Origin of the sequence: Enterobacter cloacae complex sp. (assembly GCF_900322725.1) — a bacterium.
Lineage (GTDB): Bacteria > Pseudomonadota > Gammaproteobacteria > Enterobacterales > Enterobacteriaceae > Enterobacter > Enterobacter quasihormaechei.
The window spans coordinates 1,999,911-2,019,191 of the sequence record NZ_LT991957.1 but is presented as its reverse complement, the minus strand read 5'-3'; the positions used below and the strand labels follow the sequence as shown (position 1 = coordinate 2,019,191).

Sequence of the window (19,281 nt, the reverse complement as noted above, 5' to 3'; positions counted from 1 at the left end):
ATTTAACAGCACATGGAGTGGTTATGTTAACGGTTTCCTGTAAAAAGGGAATGCTGGCGTTTTGCCTTACGGCGCTGGCTTTCAGCATTCGGGCGGAAATAAACCCCACCGCAAATGAATCAATGGAGTTGGCGAGAGCGATATTCGACACCGATGCATTAAAAAATCAGGGGCTGGATCCTGCGATTGCTGAATACTACTCCATGGCTCCTCGTTTTTCTCCCGGCTACCATAACGTAACCGTGAATATTAACGGGAATAAGCGAACGCTGATGCCGGTGAAGTTTGATGAGGACGGTACGCCCTGTATTGATGACGAGTTTCTGGAAAATGCGGGTCTGATTAAAAAAAACAGACGCGGTACCTGCCCTAAAATTCATCAGTACTGGTCCGGATCGACTATTCAGTCTTCACCGGATATTGAAGAGATATCGGTCGTGGTTCCACCGGAAGCGTTGGATCCGGATTTCGGACGCCAGTTCGCGGAAGTTCAGGGTGGCCGTGCGGCAATGCTGAATTATTCCATGTTCGGCACCCATAACCAGTATGACGATGAAAAAGCCGACCGTTTTCAGTCCACCTTTGAAATGGGCTTTAACGCCGGGGACTGGATTGTGCGCAGCACGCAGTTCGTCAGCGACGGTAGCGATCAAAGCTTTGACGTTGAATCCCTTTATACTTACGCCCAGCGTACCTTCACCGACTATGGCGTGATGGTGCAGGGCGGCCAGATTAACGTGGCCAACAGCCGCTTCAGTATTCCGTCTATCTATGGGGTACAGATGATGCCGGATACCGCTCTCCTGCCTCAGGGCGGTACGGGCGTGGAAGTCAGCGGCATCGCCCGCAACCCTCAGGCGCGTGTAGATATCCGCCAGGGCGGACAGTTGATTTACTCGACGCTGGTGCCTGCCGGGCCGTTTAACCTGGATGACGTACCGCTGGCTAACCTCAACACCGACCTGAACGTGACGGTGACCGAGACAGACGGCAGCGAAAACCGTTTTACCGTGTCGGCGAGTACGTTCCGCAGCAACCACGTGGGCCGCGCACCGGGCTTTACCATGGCGGTAGGCCGTGTTGAAGACGACATGGATTCGCGCTACGAAAAACCGTGGGTGGTCTCTGCCAATAACGGCTGGTCCATCAACAAGCGCGTCAATTTCCTCGCCGGAATGGTGATGGCGGATAATCACTATTACGGTTTCTCCGGCAATCTGGACACCGTACCGATGCAGAACCTGTATGCCTCGCTCGGTTTTCTGGCGTCGATAGACAACCAGTCGCAAACGGACGGCAACAAAACCACGCTCGACCTGGGATATTCTCTGCCGTGGGGCATCGGCCTCTCGATGGGCGGCAGCTACGGCACGCCGGATTATCGCGAGATGACGGAGCTGTACGGTGACGACGATATGTCGCAAACCAAATATGACACCAACGTGGGTATCAACTGGTCTAGCAGCTTACTCGGCCGTTTCTCCCTCAGCTACTACCGCAACGAGAGCTGGAACAGCGAGTACGACAGCCGCCGCTTCATCTCTTCATGGTCGCAGTCCTTTAAGTATTTCAACGTAAGCGTGAACTGGGAATCGGACGTCAGCCGTAACGATGACAGCGATAACGATCTGTTTTACGTGAACGTGTCGATCCCTCTTGGACGTACGGGCGTAAATACCAGCTCCTGGTATCGTGAGAGTGAAGGTAAGAGCTCGTACGGCACGCGCGCAATGGGATCGCTTAACGAGGCGAACCAGTACACGGTTGGCGTTTCTCAGGATCAGGACAATAACACCACCAGCTGGGACAGCTCGCTGAGCAGCAACCTGCATTACACCAGCCTGGCGCTGGCAGCAGGAGGCGATAACGACAGCAATACCAACTACTCCGCGGCGCTGAGCGGTGGGATTGTGGCGCACGGCGATGGCGTGACCTTCTCGCCTTACCGCGTGGCTGACACCTATGCCATCGCTAAGCTGGATAAACCGGTGTCAGGCGTCGAGATTGGCACCGCACGTGGTCCGGTATGGACGGATAAATGGGGCCAGGCGGTGATCCCTGCGCTGTCACCGTTCCGCGAAAGCACGATTGAGGTCAATACCCAAAAACTGCCTGGCAACCTGGATGTGCGAAACGGCAGAACGGCGATCAAGGCTTCTCACGGTGCCGTGGCGAAGTGGGAGTTTGCGACGTTAAGCCAGCGCCGCGTGCTGTTGGCTATCAGCCGCGCGGACGGTACGCCGCTGCCGGAAGGCGTCTCCATCGTGGACGGAGCGGGTGAGTACGTCACGACAGCACCAGAAGACGGCGTGATCTTCCTCAACGATATCTCCGCCAACCAGCAGCTCTACGCGAAGCTGGATGAGGGGCGTTGCAGGCTGACGTATACCCTGCCGGAGGCAGAACCGAATAAATTCTATGAAGAGGTGACAGGGACATGTCTCTAAATAACGTTCATAAGTACGTGATGATGGTCGCGCTGCTTTGCGGCGGGGCGGGGTTGCCGACAGCCGCGCAGGCCGATGAGGGCGAGTGTGAAATGATGTCCGCCGTAAAGACCGTCGACTATGGTCGTTACCGTAAAGAGGATATGCGAAAGGGTTCTGCTGAGCATGTGGGCCAGGTCTATAACGGTTATGCCTCGGTCACGCGGGAGCTCCAGGTGTCGGTGATATGCCCGGATGCGCGTAAAATGCGCATCTCCATCACCGGTGCGGCCCGACAAAACAGGGCCTGGCGATATTCAGATAACGGCGCAATGAAGATTGCGTTCAGGGATGGCCGCGTGGACGGGAATACGGTGCAACTGGCCGCTGTTGATACCGGCGCGGTGGCCGTTCAGGGTGGAGCGTCAGAGGTGACGTTACCGCCGGAAAAAACGCTGGCTGCCGTTAACGGAACGGAAGTCGCGGGGGAGCAGTTCACCGCAACGATGATGGTGACAACCTACCTGTCAGATAAAGCTTTTAGCACAACCAACGAGACCGATTTTACCGAGACGCTGACGCTGAGCGCCGACACCCTTCCGGCGCAGTAATCCCCGCTGATGCCCGGCAGACCGACTATGCCGGGCATTTCTTTTAGTGGATCCCCGCCAGACGCAGCAGCGCCGTTACCACCGCCGCCGCGACGATCACCACAATTAACGGCATTTTTCGCCAGGCCAGAAACACCGCGAAACCCACGCCCAGCACGCGCGCCATCCCCGCAAAATGTTCCCCTTCATAAAACGTTGTTGCCAGCGCGACGGAGAACAGCAAAACGGTAGCCGCATCGGAAAGCAGCGCCTGCGATCGTTCAGAAAGCGCCAGCCGGTTGCCGAGCTTTGCCCCGCCAAGACGCATCAGATAGGTTCCGGCAGAAAGAATGGCGATGCCGAGAATAAAGACCGTCATGTTTTCCATTATTTTTTCCTCGCGGCGAGACCGAGCAAAGAGAGCAGCACCGGCAGGCCCACCGGCGCAAACGGCACCGCGGCCAGCGACAACACCGCGCCGCTACAGGCGCGGATCAGCGTGGTGCGGTTTTTAAATGCCGGCACGACTAACGCCAGCAGGATCGCCGGAAACACCGCGTCCAGCCCGATGGTCTCCGGGTCCGGCAGCAGTTTGCCGACCATTGCCCCCAGCACCGCCCCCAACGGCCAGATGATTGCCACGCCTAGCCCGCACAGCCAGTAGGCCGCCTTACGCTGCTCGGCGGTTTTTTGCGACAGGCCGAACACCACGCTTTCATCGTTCATGATATGACAGCCCAGAAAGCTCAGGCCGCGCTTGCCCACCAGCTCACGTACCGTCACGCCGAACGGCACATGGCGGGCGTTAACCAGCAAACCGGCCGCCGCCGCTGCCAGCGGATTGCCGCCGCTCGCCACGATGCCGATGAACATAAACTCGGATGCGCCCGCCAGCACCGTGAGGGAAAGCACAAACGGCACCCACAGCGGGAAGCCGTAGGCCATCGCCAGCGAGCCGTAAGACATGCCGACCACGCCTACCGCGAGGCAGACCAAAATTATCGCTTTTATTGTGTCGCCTTTCAGACAAGAGAGGTGATTCTTCATACCCTTTTAGCCATATCGAACGTATTTCCATTATAATGAACGCATCAAAATCGTTTTACAAGATGAACGAATCGTTCGTTATAGAGAGACAGAGGCCGTTTTTATGACGCAGCCAATCAGCGTGATCGCCAAAAGCCTGGTGCGGGAACGCCTGCGAACCGGGCTATCGCTGGCGGAAATTGCCCGCCGTGCCGGGATCGCCAAATCCACGCTTTCCCAGCTGGAGTCTGGCAACGGCAATCCTAGCCTGGAAACGCTCTGGTCGCTTTGCGTGGCGCTGGATATTCCGTTTGCCCGGCTACTGGAGCCGCAGCAACCCGTCACGCAGGTGATCCGCCGCGGCGAGGGCACAAAGGTGGTTGCCGGGCAGGCGAACTACGAGGCGATTTTGCTGGCGGCGTGTCCGCCGGGGGCGCGTCGTGATATCTATCTGCTGCTGACGCAGCCGGGCGCAGACCGTATTTCCCAGCCGCATCCGCCGGGGTCGGTTGAGCACATTATCGTGACCCAGGGGCGGGCGATGGTCGGCCTGATCGACGCGGCGGAAGAACTCGGCCCGGGCGATTACATTTGCTACCCCGCCGACCAGCCGCATATTTTTAAGGCGCTGGAGCCGGATACGCACGCCCTTCTGGTGGCGGAACAAAATTAACGAAGATACGGAAAATCATGTCGCTCAAAGCCATTGCTAAAGAACTGGGGCTGTCCGTCACTACCGTCAGCCGCGCCCTCAACGGGTATGACGACGTTTCTGCTGAGACGCGCGCCCGCGTGGAGGCGGAGGCCCAGCGCCGTGGCTACCGACCTAATACGTTTGCGCGCCGCCTGAAGATGGGCAAAATTGATGCCGTCGGCCTCGTTTTTCCCGTGCATCCTGTTCCGCTCAATAACAGCGTTTTTATGGACATGGTCGGCGAAATTAGCCACGAACTGGCGCGACATGAGATCGATCTGCTGCTCATCGCTGACGACGATCTGGCGGACAAACACAGCTATATGCGCATGGTGCAAAGCCGGCGCGTGGATGCGCTGATTGTGGCCCATACGCTGGATCGCGATCCGCGTCTTGAGCAGCTTCAGGCCGCCGGATTCCCGTTCCTGGCGCTTGGCCGCAGCCAGCTACCGCAGCCGTACGCGTGGTTCGATTTCGACAACTATGCCGGCACGTACCAGGCCACCCGCTGGCTGATCGAGAAAGGCCATCACCGCATCGCCCTGCTGGGCGAAAGCAACAATCAGGCATTCATCACCCAGCGGCGGCAGGGCTACCTGGACGCGCTGCGGGAAGCCGGGCTCTCCAGCGAATGGCTGCGCGCTATGCCCCCTTCGCGCCGCGTAGGCTATGCGACCACGCAAGAACTTCTTTCCCTGCCGCAGCCCCCCACGGCCATCATTACCGACTGCAACACCCACGGCGACGGCGCGGCGATGGCGCTGGCGCAGATGGGGCGCCTGTCCGGCGACGAGGCCATCTCGCTGGTGGTTTACGACGGTTTACCGCAGGACAGCATTGTCGATATTGACGTGGCGGCGGTGATCCAGTCCACCCGCCAGGGCGTTGGAAAGCAGATTGCGGACATGGTGCGCCAGCTGATCAACGGCGATGACGTCGAACGGCTCCAGGTGCTCTGGCAGCCGGAATTCTTCCCGGGCCAGACGGCCTAAACCGGGCAAATTTCCAAACCCGATCACAGATCCGAAACGTTTTGGTTTGTATCCGAAACGTTTCGGATCAACACTCAAGGCATCCCGACGACAGGAGATGTCTGATGCAAGAGGCCATTTTACGACTCGAAAGCACCACGGTTGACGTGGTGCTAAAAACCCATCCGTTCGCCGAAATTCTCTACTGGGGACCGCACCTTCAGCACTTTTCGCCGCAGGATGTCGCTACGCTGGCGCGGCCGGTGGCAAACGGCAGGCTGGACGTGGACTCCCCGGTGACGCTGATGGCCGAGCTGGGGCACGGGCTGTTTGGCTCGCCCGGTATTGAGGGGCATCGCGAGGGGCTGGACGGTTCCCCCGTCTTTACCACTACAGACATGCAGCAGCAGGGACACACCCTGACGGTAACGGCGGAGGATAAACAGGCGGGCCTGCGCCTGACCAGCGAGCTGGTGCTGGAGGCCAGCGGCGTGCTGGTGGTGCGCCACGGGTTAACCAACCTGAAAGCACAGGCGTGGCAGGTGGACCGATTCGCCGTCACGCTGCCGGTGGCCGAGCGCGCGCAGGAGGTAATGGCCTTTCACGGACGCTGGATCAGGGAATTTCAGCCGCACCGCGTCACGCTTGAACACGACAGCGTTGTCATTGAAAACCGTCGGGGTAAAACGTCCCACGAACATTTCCCGGCGCTGATCGCCGGTACGCCATCGTTCAGCGAAATGCAGGGCGACGTCTGGGGCGTGCATCTGGGCTGGAGCGGCAACCACCGCCTGCGCGCCGAAGCGAAAACCGATGGTCGCCGTTATATACAGGCCGAAGCGCTTTACCTGCCGGGTGAAATGGCGATTGAAGAGGGCGAAACGCTCTGGACGCCGCGCCTGTATGCCAGCTACTCCCCGCACGGGCTGAACGGCATGAGCCAGCAATTCCACCGCTACCTGCGCGACAACATCATCCGCTTCCCGGAAAACAAACCGCGCCCGGTCCACCTCAATACCTGGGAAGGCATCTACTTTAATCACGATCCGGACTACATCATGCGCATGGCCGATGAGGCCGCCGCGCTGGGCGTGGAGCGCTTTATTATTGACGACGGCTGGTTCAAAGGCCGCAACGACGATCGCGCCGCACTGGGCGACTGGTACCTGGATGAGAAAAAATACCCGAACGGCCTGACGCCGGTCATCAGTCACGTTAAACGGCTCGGCATGGAGTTTGGCATCTGGATCGAGCCGGAGATGATTAACCCGGATTCCGATCTGTATCGCGCGCATCCTGACTGGGTGCTGGCGCTGCCGGGCTACGCGCAGGCGACCGGGCGGCACCAGCTGGTGCTCAACCTGAACATCCCGCAGGCCTTTGATTATCTCGTGGAGCGCATGAGCTGGCTGCTTGGCGAACATGCTGTCGACTACGTGAAATGGGACATGAACCGCGAGCTGGTGCAGCCCGGGCATAACGGTAAAGCCGCCGCCGACGCGCAGACCCGCCAGTTTTACCGCCTGCTGGACGTGCTGGGCGAGCGTTTCCCGCACATTGAGTTTGAATCCTGCTCCTCTGGCGGAGGGCGAATCGATTATGAAGTGCTGACCCGCAGCCACCGCTTCTGGGCGTCTGATAACAACGACGCGCTGGAGCGCAACACGATCCAGCGCGGCATGAGCTACTTCTTCCCGCCGGAGGTGATGGGGGCGCATATCGGTCATCATAAATGTCACGCCACCTTCCGCCAGCACAGCATCGCTTTCCGTGGGCTGACGGCGCTGTTTGGGCATATGGGGCTGGAGCTGGATCCGCTCACCGTGGATGCGCAGGAGCGTGAGGGTTATCGCCATTACGCCGCGCTGTATAAGCGGTGGCGCGAGGTGATTCATCACGGTACCCAGTGGCGCGTGGACATGCCGGATGCCACCACGCTGGCGCAGGGTATAGTGAGTGAAGACAAAACGCAGGGGCTGTTTATGGTCAGCCAGCTCGCGATGCCGGATTACACCCTGATGATGCCGCTGCGCATGCCGGGGTTAGACGCCAGCGCGCAGTACCGCATCACGCTGCTGGATCATCCGAACATTCAGATCACGGGCGAGGGTGGGCACACCATGCGCAAGCTGCCGGCGTGGATGGAAGCCCCGCAAACGGCAAGCGGCGAATGGCTGATGCGGGCGGGTATTACGCTGCCGATTCTGGATCCGGAAACCGCCATTCTGATTGGCGTGGAACGCGTGTAAAGGTGACGGGCCGGGCAGCCGGTCCTCCGTTGAGGATAAAAATAATGAACACAACAACCTGTACCCACAAAGACAACCCTAACTTCTGGATCTTCGGGCTGTTCTTCTTTCTCTACTTCTTCATCATGGCCACCTGCTTTCCGTTCCTGCCGATCTGGCTGTCGGACATCATCGGTCTGAACAAAACCCATACCGGGATTGTCTTCTCCTGCATCTCGCTGTCGGCCATTGCCTTCCAGCCGGTGCTGGGCGTCATTTCGGACAAGCTGGGGCTGAAAAAACACCTGCTGTGGATAATCTCGGTGCTGCTGTTTCTGTTCGCGCCGTTTTTCCTGTACGTCTTCGCGCCACTGTTGAAAACCAATATCTGGCTGGGCGCGCTGAGCGGCGGGTTGTATATCGGCTTTGTTTTTTCAGCCGGATCCGGGGCGATTGAGGCCTACATTGAACGCGTGAGCCGCAACAGCCTCTTTGAGTACGGTAAGGCGCGCATGTTTGGCTGCCTCGGCTGGGGGCTGTGCGCCTCAACGGGCGGCATCCTGTTTGGCATCGATCCTTCGTATGTTTTCTGGATGGGATCCGCGGCAGCGCTTTTGCTGATGCTGCTGCTGGTGGTCGCGAAACCGAAGCCCAACCAGACGGCGCAGGTGATGAACGCCCTGGGCGCGAACCAGCCGCAGATCACCGCTAAAACCGTGTTCAACCTGTTCCGCCAGCGCAGAATGTGGATGTTCATTCTGTACGTGATTGGCGTGGCCTGCGTGTATGACGTTTTCGACCAGCAGTTTGCCACCTTCTTTAAAACCTTCTTCGCCACGCCGGAAGCGGGCACCCGGGCGTTCGGTTTTGCCACCACGGCGGGGGAGATTTGTAACGCCATTATCATGTTCTGCTCGCCGTGGATCATTAACCGCATCGGCGCGAAAAACACGCTGCTGATTGCCGGAGTAATTATGGCGACGCGCATCATCGGTTCGTCGTTTGCCACCACCGCCGTGGAGGTGATCGCCCTGAAGATGCTGCACGCGCTGGAGGTCCCGTTCCTGCTGGTGGGGGCATTCAAATACATTACCGGAGTGTTTGATACGCGCCTGTCGGCCACCATCTACCTGATTGGCTTCCAGTTTGCCAAACAGTCGGCAGCGATTTTCCTCTCCGCCTTTGCCGGAAATATGTATGACCGGATCGGCTTCCAGGAGACGTACCTGATGCTGGGCTGTTTCGTGCTGGCGATCACGGTGGTGTCGGCGTTTACGCTGAGCAGCAGGCGGGAGATTGCTGCCACCACAGGGGCGGCAGCGTTAACGCATCACTCCAGATAAAACACCTCTTTCAGCCCGGCGCTCACCGGGCTGTTATCCGGGTTCGACGGCATGACGTCAGCCATATGTTTCCACCAGCGCTGGCAGACGTCGGTATTCGCCACCGCGTTCCAGCGCTCCTCCGACTCAATCTCCACCGTCGCAAACAGCAGGTTCCGTTCTCTGTCGAGATAAATGGCGTAGTGGTGCGCGCCGTGGGCTTTCAGCACCGCTTCCAGTTCGGGCCAGATCGGATTGTGGCGTCGGGCGTACTCTTCGTGTGCGTCCGGGTTTACCTGCATCACAAACGCTTTGCGGATCATAATGCCTCCAGATACAGCTCGCGGACCTCGTCGCGGCTGGCGGTGCGCGGGTTGCAGGGCGCGCACGGATCGGCGAGGGCTTTATCCAGCCAGCCTTCAATGTCGGCTTTGGTGACGCCGAGCTGGCTGAAGCCGGACGGAATGCCGACGCGGGCGCTCAGGTCACGAATCGCCTGAATCGCTGCCATGCTGGCGGCCTCGTCGCTCATTTCGCGCGTGTCAACGCCCATTGCCTGCGCCACGCGGGCAAAACGCGCGACCGCGTTCGGGCGGTTAAAGTTTTCGATGATCGGCAGCAGGATGGCATTACATACGCCATGAGGCAGGTTGTGCGTCGCGCCCGGCTGGTGCGCCAGAGCGTGTACCAGCCCCAGCCCGGCGCTGTTAAACGCCATACCCGCCAGGTACTGACCGAAGGCCATCTGCTCGCGCGCTTCCAGGTTATGACCGTCGTCGACCGCTTTCGGCAGCCAGAGGTTGATCAGGCGAATCGCCTCCAGCGCATTGGCATCGGTCAGCGGGTGCGCGCCAACGGACACGTAGGCTTCAATGGCGTGGGTTAATGCGTCCATGCCGGTTGCGGCGGTCACGGAGGCCGGAATATCGAGCATGACGCTGGCATCGTCCACCGCGATATCCGGGATGATGTTCGGGTCGATGATGACTTCTTTCACCTGACGCGCGGAATCGATGATCACCGCGTTGCTGGTCATCTCCGCCGCCGTGCCCGCGGTGGTGTTGATGGCCACCAGCGGCACGCCCGCGTTTTTCACCTTGCCGACGCCGGAATAATCGGTTGACGGACCCGGGTTGGCGGTGAGGATTTTTATCGCTTTGGCGGTATCAATTGGGCTGCCACCGCCAAAGGCGATGATGTAATCGCATTCCGCGTCCCGGTAAGCGGCAAAGCCTTTCTGCACCAGCGCCTCCGTTGGGTTCGGGAATACCTCATCGAACAGGTGATACGACATCTGATGGGCGTCCAGCGCGGTAAACAGGCTGTCGAGCAGGCCGAGCTTCACCAGCTGGCCGTCGGTGACAACCAGCGCTTTTCCCCACTGCTTGTTCGCCACCAGATTGACCATATCGCCGATTGCACCCGCGCCGTGCAGGCTGATTTTTGGAAGTGCCAACATAAAGCTCATGATAATTCTCCTTAATTACTGTGAATTTTATGCCCGGCGGCGCTGCGCTTGCGCGGGCCTACGGTTAAGCAGGCCGGGTAAACGCAGCTCCACCCGGCTATGAGATCCGTCTTCGCTGCATCACCCGACGGGTAATAATCGGCAGTGAAATCACCACAATCAGCATCGCGCCGATAATCACCGACATCACAATGCCGGGCACGTTGAGCAGGCTCAGGCCAAAGGTCACCAGCCCCATCAGGAAGGCGGCGATAATCACGCCCACCATGCTGCCGGACCCGCCGAGAATATTGACGCCGCCGAGCACCGCCATCGTCACCACCGCCAGCTCCCAGCCCATCGCAATCGTCGGGCGAGTGCTGCCCAGACGCGAGGTGAGCAGCACTGACGCCAGGCCGGACATTAGCCCCACTAGCGCGAACAGCATCAGATTGTGGCGTTTAATGTTGATGCCGGAATACCACGCGCCGGTCGGGTTATTGCCGATGGCGTAGGTGCGGCGGCCAAAGTTGGTGCGGTGCAGCACAAAGGCAAACAGAGCGGCCAGCACGATAAACAGCGCGAACTCAAACGACAGCGCGCCCCAGACGTAGCCCTGGCCGAACCAGGCGAAGCTTTCCGGATAGCTGTTCAGCGCCTGGTCCCCGAGCAGGATGTAGGCGATCCCGCGGTACAGGCTCATGGTGCCGATGGTGATGACGATGGACGACAGATTAAAGCGCGTCACCAGGATGCCGTTAAACAGTCCGCACAGCAGCCCGACGCCAAGTCCCACGCAGACCAGCAGCGGCGTATCGACGCCCGCCGCCGCGCAAAAGCCCATCACCGTGGAGCTGAGCGCGATGGTGGAGGCCACCGACAGGTCAATTTCCCGGGCGATAATCAGCATCGCCATCGGCAGCACGATGATCGCCTTTTCGGTGAAGTTGAACGTCGCATCGGAGAGGTTCCAGACATTGAGGAAGTAAGGCGAGGCGAGCGCGTTCACTATGAATACCGCCAGCGTCACCGCCAGCAGGAAACCTTCCCAGCACAGCAGGCGCCGGAAGATGCCCGTCGCAGAGGTCGGTTCGATCGCTTCAGATGTCATCATTTTGCTCATGATTTCACCGCCAGTTTCTGACGCGCCAGCGCGGCGTCGCGCAGGATCAGCCTGCCTTTGCGCCTGTTGCCGCGCTCGTTCAGCAGCACTGCAACGATAATTACCGTGCCGGAAATGGCCATCTGCCAGAACGGGGAGACGCCGATCACCGGCAGGGCGTTGTTAATCACCCCGAGGAACAGGGCGCCAAACAGACAGCCGAGCACGCGCCCGGTGCCGCCCATGGTGCTGATCCCGCCAATCACGCAGGCGGCCACCACCTGCAATTCAAAACCGTTAGCGACGTCGACATACGCAACGGCAAAGCGCGAGATCCACAGGTAGCCGCAGAACCCGGCCAGCAGTCCGGAGAGGCAAAAGCTGATGAACTGCATTTTCCCGGCGTTGATCCCGGTATAGTACGCCGCCGTCGCGTTGCCGCCTGCGGTATAGAGCGCCCGTCCGGTGCGGCTGTAGCGCAGGAAGTAGCCCACCAGCAGCAGCGCGGCGATGGCGCACCAGCTCAGTACCGGCAAGCCCAGCAAAGAGGCACGCGGCAGCCCGAGGAAGTCGGCGCTCATCTGGTTGGCGTTCACCCAGCCGCCGCCGGAGAGCAAGAAGATAATTCCGCGGTAGATGCTCATGGTGCCGAGCGTCACCACAATCGCCGGAATGCCCAGCTTCCACACCAGCAGGCCGTTCATCGCGCCCATCAGCAGCCCAAGCGCGCTTGCCAGAATAAGCAGCGCCCAGACGGGCACGTCCGGGTGATGGAAGTTAATCAGGGCGACAATCATCCCGGTCAGGGCAAGATTGGCCGCCATCGACAGGTCGATGCCTTTGGTGAGCAGCACCATCATCTGCCCGAGCGCGAGGACGATCAGAATGGCGGTGTCGTTAAACATTTCCACCAGGTTGCCCGGCGCGACAAACGACGGCACGCGGCTGCCGATGGCGACGACCAACAGTACAATCACCGCGCCAAGCAGCGCTTCACGGTGTTTTAAGAGTGAGCTCAGCATTTATGCCGCCTCCTGTTTTGCACCGCTGGCGGCGCTGACGATGGTTTCCGCCGTCGCATCCCCCGCCTGGTATTCGGCGACCATCAGCCCCTCGTGCATTACGATGATGCGGTCCGCCATGCCCATCACTTCGGGGAGTTCGGACGAAACCATAATCACCGCCAGCCCCTGACTGACCAGCTCGGACATAAACTGATGAACGGCTGCCTTTGAGCCGATATCGATGCCTTTTGTCGGCTCATCAAGGATGATCACATCAGGGTGCGTTGCCAGCCATTTGCCGATAACGACCTTTTGCTGGTTGCCGCCGGAGAGGGTCTCCACCGCCTGCTTCCAGCTGAAGGCCTTCACGTGCAGACGTTTGGCATATTCGTCTGCCAGCTTCCATTCGCGGTCGTCGTGCAGTACGCCGCTCGGATTGAGCGTGCTGAGCTGAGGCAGGCTGATGTTCTGGGCAATCGGCAGCGCGATAATCGCCCCCTGTTTTTGCCTTTCTTCCGGCACGCAGACGATACCGGCTTTGATGGCATCCGCAGGCTGGCGAAAGCGCCGGGGCTGGCCGTTGAGGATAATTTCCCCGGACGCTGGCCGCGTAACGCCGGAAAGCGCCTGCATCAGTTCGGTACGCCCGGCACCGACCAGCCCGTAGAAGCCAAGGATTTCGCCTTTACGCAGGGAGAAGGAGATGTTTGCGAACTCGGTCGTGTGGCAGAGGTTTTTCACTTCCAGCACCGTTTCGCCCTTCTCGCAGTCGATTTTCGGGAAGGTTTGCGTAATAGCGCGCCCGACCATCATCGACACCATGCGCTCCTCGGTGATCTCATTTATTGCACCTGCGCCGACGAACGCGCCGTCGCGCAAAATGGTGTAATGATCCGCCAGCTCAAAAATCTCGTCGAACTTGTGGGAGATAAACAGGATGGCTTTTCCCTCCTGCTTTAAGCGCTCCACAATCTGGTAAAACTCGAGGATTTCATGCTGCGACAGCGCCGCCGTGGGTTCATCAAGAATAACCACCTGCGCCTCAAAGGAGAGCGCGCGGGCAATCGCTACCATGTGACGCTGGGCGATGCTCAGGGTTTTCAGCGTCGCGCGCGGGTCGATTTGCACTTCCAGCCGCGTGAGGATGGCCTGCGCCCGGCGGTGCATTTCCGGCCAGTCGAGCTTTTTCAGGAAGCCCTTGTGAAGGTACTGACCGACAAAGATATTTTCGGTGACCGATAGCTCATCGAACAGTACGGTTTCCTGGTGAATGGCGGTGATGCCGATTTTATGCGCCGACTCCGGCGTCGGGAGGTGCACGGGGATCGCTTTGTAGAGGATCTCGCCCTCGTCGGGCTGATAAATGCCGGTCATCACTTTGACCAGCGTCGACTTGCCCGCGCCGTTTTCGCCGATAAGCGCCGTCACTTTGCCGGGCCACAGCGCAAGCTGCACGTTCTCAAGGGCACGCACGCCGGGGAACACCTTCGTGATGCCAGAAAGCTGTAGCAATGGGGTCATGATAGTTCTCCTGGACAGGGGAATGTGTAGGGCGGGTAAGCGGCAGCGCCACCCGCCTTTTGCCGGATGGCGCTACGCTGATCCGGCCTACAAATCGCATCAAAAGATTTTTGAGAACTTATCAATATTGCTGGCATCGTAGACGAACGGCTCGGCCATCGCGCCGTTGCCGTCAGCATCCAGCTTCACTTTGCCCAGTCTGCCCATGCTGGCCTCGCCTTTCGTGGCCGTGCCTTTCACCAGATCATCCGCCAGGTAGGTTGCCGCATAGCCGAGGTCGATCGGGTTCCAGATGGCAAAGCTCTTGCTCGCGCCGGATTTCACCGCGCCCGCCATCTCAGACGGCAGACCTAAGCCGGTGACGTACACTTTGCCAATCTTGCCCTGGTCTTTTACCGCCTGCGCGGCGGCCACGATGCCCACGGATGAAGGCGAGACGATAACCTTCAGGTCCGGATAGGTTTTCAGCAGACCGACCGCCTCACGGTAGCTTTTGTCAGAGAGATCGTCCCCGTAGGCCACCGTCACCAGGTTGACGGAAGGGTACTTCGGCAGCACCTTTTTCATCTCCGCAATCCAGGTGTTCTGGTTGGTGGAGGTTGGCGTGGCGCTCAGCACGGCGACGTCGCCCTTTTCCACGTTCAGCGCTTTCAGGGCATCGGCGGCGAGCTTGACGTTGGTTTCGCCAATCAGGGCGTTATTGGAGGGATTGAGATGGATTTGACGTCCGGCTTTCGCCACGCCGGAATCCCACGACACAACCTTGATGCCGCGCTGCATCGCTTTTTTCAGCACCGGCACGACGGCGTCCGGATCGTTCGCGGAGATCGCGATCGCATCCACGCCCTGAGCGATCAGCCCGTTCAGCACCTCGATCTGCGCTTCTGCCGTGGTGGTGGTCGGGCCGGTATAAATCACTTTTACATCGCCTAACTCTTTGGCCGCCTCCTGCGCGCCGACGTTCGCTGCTTCGAAGAATCCATTTCCTAAGGACTTCGCCACCAGGGCGATTTTCACTTCTGCTAAAGCGGAACCGGACAACGCCAGAGCGGCAACGGTGAGGATCAAGCTTGCTTTTATTTTCATTGCTTTTACTCCACTGACTTGAGTTAGTTGTAGGGATTGCAGGTGGTTTTCGCCCCGTCTCGGTAAGCGGGGCGCGATGTTGTTAGTTGTACAGATCTAATGCGGACTGCATTGGGGTGACGCCAAAGCGTTTGCCCAGGGCGATCAGCTCTTCCCGGGTGATGGTCTGCTTCATGCCGCCCATGGAGTAGACCTTCACCAGCACCTCCGCGGATTTCTCGGCGGTGTCGATCAGGCCGAAGGTTTCATCCAGCGTCGGGCCGCTGCCGAAGACACCGTGGAACGGCCACAGCACCAGGGCGTGCTTTTGCATATCCGTCGCGGTCGCCTGGCCGATTTCGTCGGTACCCGGCACCATCCACGGCAGAATGCCGACGCCGTCCGGGAACACCACCAGACACTCGGTGCTGCCTTCCCACAGCTTGCGGGTAAAGAAATCAGAATTATTTTCCAGCACGTAGGTCAGGGCGATCAGGTTGGTGGCGTGGCAGTGCATGATCACGCGGTCTTTGCCGTTGGTCGCCTTGATGCGCTCGCAGTGAGAGAGGAAGTGCGCCGGCAGCTCAGAGGTCGGCACCGCGTCGTCCGTTAGCCCCCAAAGGATGTGGTAGCCCGCGCCGTCGCTGTCCACCTTCACCACGCCGAGGTTGGCTTCCGGGTCCAGCTGAACGTTGCGGAAGAACTTGCCGGAACCGGTAACGATAAACGGCGTGTTGGCGAGCAGCGGCATCGGCTGGCTCAGGGCGATATAGCGCGGCTTCTGGTGGAAATCGGCGGCAAAGGGCTCGATATCCGCGTCGTCCAGGCGCAGCGTGAGGTTGCCGCCGTTGCGCTCGTCCCAGCCCTTCAGCCAGGCGTCGGAGGTGGCTTTGATCATGCCCTGGACGAACCAGGAGGTGGTGATGGTCTGCATACAGTGTTTCCTTTGAAAATGCCGGGTGGCGTTACGCTTACCCGGCCTGCTTTTACCTGTAGGCCCGGCATGCAATGCGCTGCCGGGCGATATTTTTTACTGACGAGCGGCGAGAACGTCCTTCTCATACGCCCGCACGTTGTCCAGCCACTGGCTGCCCGCCGGGGCGTCGTGACGCTGGCAGTACATCTCCCACACCGCCTGCCACGGCAGGGATTTCTGCTCTTCCAGCAGGGCCAGGCGCGCGGTGTAATCGCCGCTCTCTTCCAGCTGTTTCAGCGCGGCGGTTGGCTCCAGCAGGGCGCGCAGCAGGGCTTTTTTCATATTACGGGTGCCGATAACCCATGCCGCGATGCGGTTGATGGAGGCGTCGAAGAAGTCGAGCCCGATGTGCACGCGGTCAAACAGATCGTGGCGGATGATTTCGCTGGCAATCGCCTGGGTTTCGTCGTCCAGCAGGACCACGTGGTCGCTGTCCCAGCGCACCGGACGGCTGACGTGCAGCAGCAGGCGCGGCACGTAGAGCATGGCGGCGGAGATTTTGTCGGAGATCACCTCGGTCGGATGGAAGTGGCCAGCATCCAGGCACAGCGCGGTCTGGCGGCTGGTGGCGTAGCCCATGTAGAACTCGTTTGAGCCCACGGTGTAGCTTTCTGCGCCAATGCCGAACAGCTTGCTCTCCACCGCGTCGATATGGTGCGACGGGTCCAGCTTTTCGCTGATGGCTTCATCCAGCGCGGCCAGCAGGCGCTGGCGCGGCGCCAGACGGTCAACGGTGATGTCCTTCATGCCGTCCGGGATCCAGATATTCATCACTGACGGCGTGCCGAGCTGCTCGCCGAAATACGCGGAGACGCGGCGGCTGGCCTTCACGTGGTCGATCCAGAACTGCCGGATTTCGTCGTTGGCGTGTGCAAGGGTAAACCCGTCCGCGCTCAGCGGGTGCGAGAAGCAGGACGGGTTAAAATCCAGTCCCAGCCGGTTGGCCTTTGCCCACTCCACCCAGTTCTTAAAGTGTTCCGGTTTGATTTCGTTACGCGCGACCGGCGCGTCGGATTCGAGATAAATCGCGTGCAGGTTCAGGCGTTTTGGCCCCGGGATCAGGCTCAGCGCCAGTTCAAGATCCGCACGCAGTTCGGTGGCGTTGCGCGCTTTGCCCGGGTAGTTACCCGTTGCCTGAATGCCACCCGTCAGGGAACCGCCCGGGTTCTCGAAGCCGGCAACGTCATCACCCTGCCAGCAGTGCATGGAGACGGGCAGACGGTCGAGCTGGCGCAGCGCCTCTTCGACATCCACGCCGACGGCGGCGAAACGCTGTTTAGCCAGGTCCCAGGCTTGTTCAAGTTGAGTGGTCATGCGCAAAGCTCCTTAGTCAGTCGTTTTTGCTGAAACTGCGCCCGGTAGCGGGCAATGTCATGGCAGGGATTGGGGGTGAAGGTGGTCAGGCTGTTATTCGCCGTCACCACCGAACGGAAATCGTCAACGTTTAATAGTTCGTCCAGCGTCATTAGCTGAATGCCGATGTTGCCGAGCGTGGAAGCCTCTACGGGGCCTGCCACCACGGTAATGCCGCAGGCATCGGCGCAGAGCTGGTTCAGCAGCTGGTTCTGGCAGCCGCCGCCCACGATGTGCAGCTGGGTGAACGGTTTACCGCGAAGGTCAGCCAGCTCGCTCAGGATGTCGGCATAGAGCAGGGCGAGGCTGTCAAAAATACAGCGCGCCAGCTCGGCGGGGCGGGAAGGTACCGGCTGCCCCGCGTCAAAACAGGCGGCCTGGATCTCAGCGCTCATGTGCACCGGGTTAATAAAGCGGTCGTCGTTCGGGTTAATCAGGAAGGTGCAGGCCTTCAGCTTTTCGGTTTCCGCGATAAGCGCGGGCAGGTCGGTGACGTTCTGCTCTTTCAGCACCCGCTGGAGCAGCCACAGGCCCATGATGTTCTTCAGCACGCGGTAGCGTCCTTCGGCACCGCCTTCGTTGGTGATATTGGCGGCCAGCGCGGCGTCGCTGGTGTAGGGCGTTTTGCTCTCAAAACCCATCAGCGACCAGGTGCCGGAGGAGAGATAGGCCGCGTCTTTGCTGGCGAGCGGCGAGGCAATGACCGCGCTTGCGGTGTCGTGACTGGCGACGGCGACAACGGGAATTTCATTCCCCTGCGGGCAAATCCACTGGCCGATCACGTTGCCCGGATGGGTTGGCGTGCCGAACCAGGACGGCGAGGCGCCCGTCCATGCCAGCAGGTGTTCATCCCAGTTATCGGTGTTGATATTGACCAGCTGCGTGGTGGTGGCGTTGGTGTATTCCCAGTTCATGTTGCCGGTCAGACGATAGCTTAAGTAGTCCGGGATCAGCAGCGCATGCGCCACCTTTTCAACCAGCTCTGGCTGTTGCTCAACCAGCGCCCGCAGCTGATACAGCGTGTTAAACGGCAGGAACTGGATGCCGCTGCGACCATAGATGTTCTCCTTGCCAAGCTGCGCGATGGCGTGCGCCATCAGCCCATCGGTGCGGCTGTCGCGGTAAGAGACGGGCAGGCCGACGCGTTCGCCGTGACTGTCCAGCAGCACGTAATCCACGCCCCAGGTATCAATGCCGATACTGTCGATGCGGATACCGTCTTCGCAGACGTGGTGAAGTCCGGTGCGGATCTCCGCTTCCAGCGCATCGATATCCCAGGTCACAAAACCGTCCTGTTTTTGCAGACAATTGGCGAAACGGTGCATTTCGCGAAGCGTAAGGGTGTGCTGGTCACAGTCCCAGGTGGCGAGCATTACACGGCCGCTGGATGCGCCTAAATCGACAGCCACACAATGGCGAAAAGTCATGGTCGGGTCCTTTCTTAAGTCATTAGCGATGAGTGTAAGAAAGGGAAGAAATAGCCACCTTCTCGCCACTGACAACCCAAATCTCGCGCTGGCAAGAAAGCAAAGGTGAACGTGAGGGAGTTCACAGTT

Annotated in this window: 17 protein-coding genes; 6 read left to right on the top strand and 11 right to left on the bottom strand. The window is 59.6% G+C overall.

All coding sequences use genetic code 11. The annotated features are described in order from the left end of the window. Window positions 1-23: 23 nt before the first annotated feature. Both DBR02_RS10105 and DBR02_RS10100 read left to right on the top strand, forming a co-directional pair. Window positions 24-2,447 (top strand): fimbrial biogenesis usher protein, encoded by a 2,424-nt coding sequence (locus DBR02_RS10105; protein ID WP_107534249.1) that lies wholly within the window; start codon window positions 24-26, stop codon window positions 2,445-2,447. Then, window positions 2,438-3,037 (top strand): hypothetical protein, encoded by a 600-nt coding sequence (locus tag DBR02_RS10100; protein WP_107534247.1) that lies wholly within the window; start codon window positions 2,438-2,440, stop codon window positions 3,035-3,037. Before DBR02_RS10105 ends, DBR02_RS10100 begins: the two co-directional genes overlap by 10 nt. Before the next feature lie 43 nt (window positions 3,038-3,080). On the opposite strand, the gene DBR02_RS10095 is transcribed toward DBR02_RS10100, so the two are convergent. Further along, window positions 3,081-3,404, bottom strand: coding sequence for an AzlD domain-containing protein (locus DBR02_RS10095; RefSeq protein ID WP_006808703.1), 324 nt, complete (start codon window positions 3,402-3,404; stop codon window positions 3,081-3,083). Next, the gene (locus DBR02_RS10090) at window positions 3,404-4,063 is read right to left on the bottom strand and encodes an AzlC family ABC transporter permease (protein WP_063449690.1); all 660 of its coding nucleotides are present in this window, start codon (window positions 4,061-4,063) and stop codon (window positions 3,404-3,406) included. Before DBR02_RS10090 ends, DBR02_RS10095 begins: the two co-directional genes overlap by 1 nt. A gap of 103 nt (window positions 4,064-4,166) precedes the next feature. Between DBR02_RS10090 and DBR02_RS10085 the strand changes: the two genes are divergently transcribed. The 4 genes from DBR02_RS10085 (at window position 4,167) to DBR02_RS10070 (ending at window position 9,278) form a co-directional block, all read left to right on the top strand. Next, window positions 4,167-4,715: a helix-turn-helix domain-containing protein gene (locus tag DBR02_RS10085; RefSeq protein WP_003861973.1), complete on the top strand. Its 549-nt coding sequence runs from the start codon at window positions 4,167-4,169 to the stop codon at window positions 4,713-4,715. 17 nt (window positions 4,716-4,732) lie between these two features. Next, a complete protein-coding gene (locus tag DBR02_RS10080) occupies window positions 4,733-5,728 on the top strand; it encodes a LacI family DNA-binding transcriptional regulator (protein ID WP_107534245.1) in 996 nt (331 codons plus the stop codon). A 104-nt stretch (window positions 5,729-5,832) separates the two neighbouring features. Continuing rightward, window positions 5,833-7,956, top strand: coding sequence for an alpha-galactosidase (locus tag DBR02_RS10075; protein ID WP_107534243.1), 2,124 nt, complete (start codon window positions 5,833-5,835; stop codon window positions 7,954-7,956). A gap of 44 nt (window positions 7,957-8,000) precedes the next feature. Then, window positions 8,001-9,278, top strand: coding sequence for an MFS transporter (locus tag DBR02_RS10070; protein ID WP_107534241.1), 1,278 nt, complete (start codon window positions 8,001-8,003; stop codon window positions 9,276-9,278). Here the strand turns inward: DBR02_RS10070 and rhaM are convergent. From rhaM to rhaB, 9 genes are all read right to left on the bottom strand, one after another. After that, window positions 9,266-9,580 carry an L-rhamnose mutarotase gene (rhaM, locus tag DBR02_RS10065; protein ID WP_107534240.1) on the bottom strand — a complete coding sequence of 105 codons (315 nt, stop codon included), beginning with the start codon at window positions 9,578-9,580 and terminating at the stop codon, window positions 9,266-9,268. The genes DBR02_RS10070 and rhaM overlap by 13 nt on opposite strands. Then, the gene (gene fucO / locus DBR02_RS10060; RefSeq protein ID WP_107534238.1) at window positions 9,577-10,725 is read right to left on the bottom strand and encodes a lactaldehyde reductase; all 1,149 of its coding nucleotides are present in this window, start codon (window positions 10,723-10,725) and stop codon (window positions 9,577-9,579) included. The genes rhaM and fucO overlap by 4 nt, the downstream gene beginning before the upstream one ends. Window positions 10,726-10,822: 97 nt before the next feature. Then, window positions 10,823-11,827, bottom strand: a complete 1,005-nt coding sequence (locus DBR02_RS10055) for an ABC transporter permease (protein ID WP_107534237.1) — start codon at window positions 11,825-11,827, stop codon at window positions 10,823-10,825. After that, the gene (locus DBR02_RS10050) at window positions 11,824-12,828 is read right to left on the bottom strand and encodes an ABC transporter permease (RefSeq protein WP_107534235.1); all 1,005 of its coding nucleotides are present in this window, start codon (window positions 12,826-12,828) and stop codon (window positions 11,824-11,826) included. Before DBR02_RS10050 ends, DBR02_RS10055 begins: the two co-directional genes overlap by 4 nt. Then, window positions 12,829-14,331: a sugar ABC transporter ATP-binding protein gene (locus DBR02_RS10045; RefSeq protein WP_107534233.1), complete on the bottom strand. Its 1,503-nt coding sequence runs from the start codon at window positions 14,329-14,331 to the stop codon at window positions 12,829-12,831. A 99-nt stretch (window positions 14,332-14,430) separates the two neighbouring features. Further along, entirely contained in the window at window positions 14,431-15,417 is a 987-nt protein-coding gene (rhaS, locus tag DBR02_RS10040) for a rhamnose ABC transporter substrate-binding protein (protein WP_063865444.1), read from the bottom strand. Window positions 15,418-15,499: 82 nt separating this feature from the next. Continuing rightward, a complete protein-coding gene (rhaD, locus tag DBR02_RS10035) occupies window positions 15,500-16,330 on the bottom strand; it encodes a rhamnulose-1-phosphate aldolase (RefSeq protein ID WP_063865445.1) in 831 nt (276 codons plus the stop codon). A gap of 96 nt (window positions 16,331-16,426) precedes the next feature. Then, entirely contained in the window at window positions 16,427-17,686 is a 1,260-nt protein-coding gene (gene rhaA, locus DBR02_RS10030; RefSeq protein ID WP_102750828.1) for an L-rhamnose isomerase, read from the bottom strand. Further along, window positions 17,683-19,152: a rhamnulokinase gene (gene rhaB / locus DBR02_RS10025; protein WP_107534231.1), complete on the bottom strand. Its 1,470-nt coding sequence runs from the start codon at window positions 19,150-19,152 to the stop codon at window positions 17,683-17,685. The genes rhaA and rhaB overlap by 4 nt, the downstream gene beginning before the upstream one ends. Window positions 19,153-19,281: the final 129 nt, after the last annotated feature.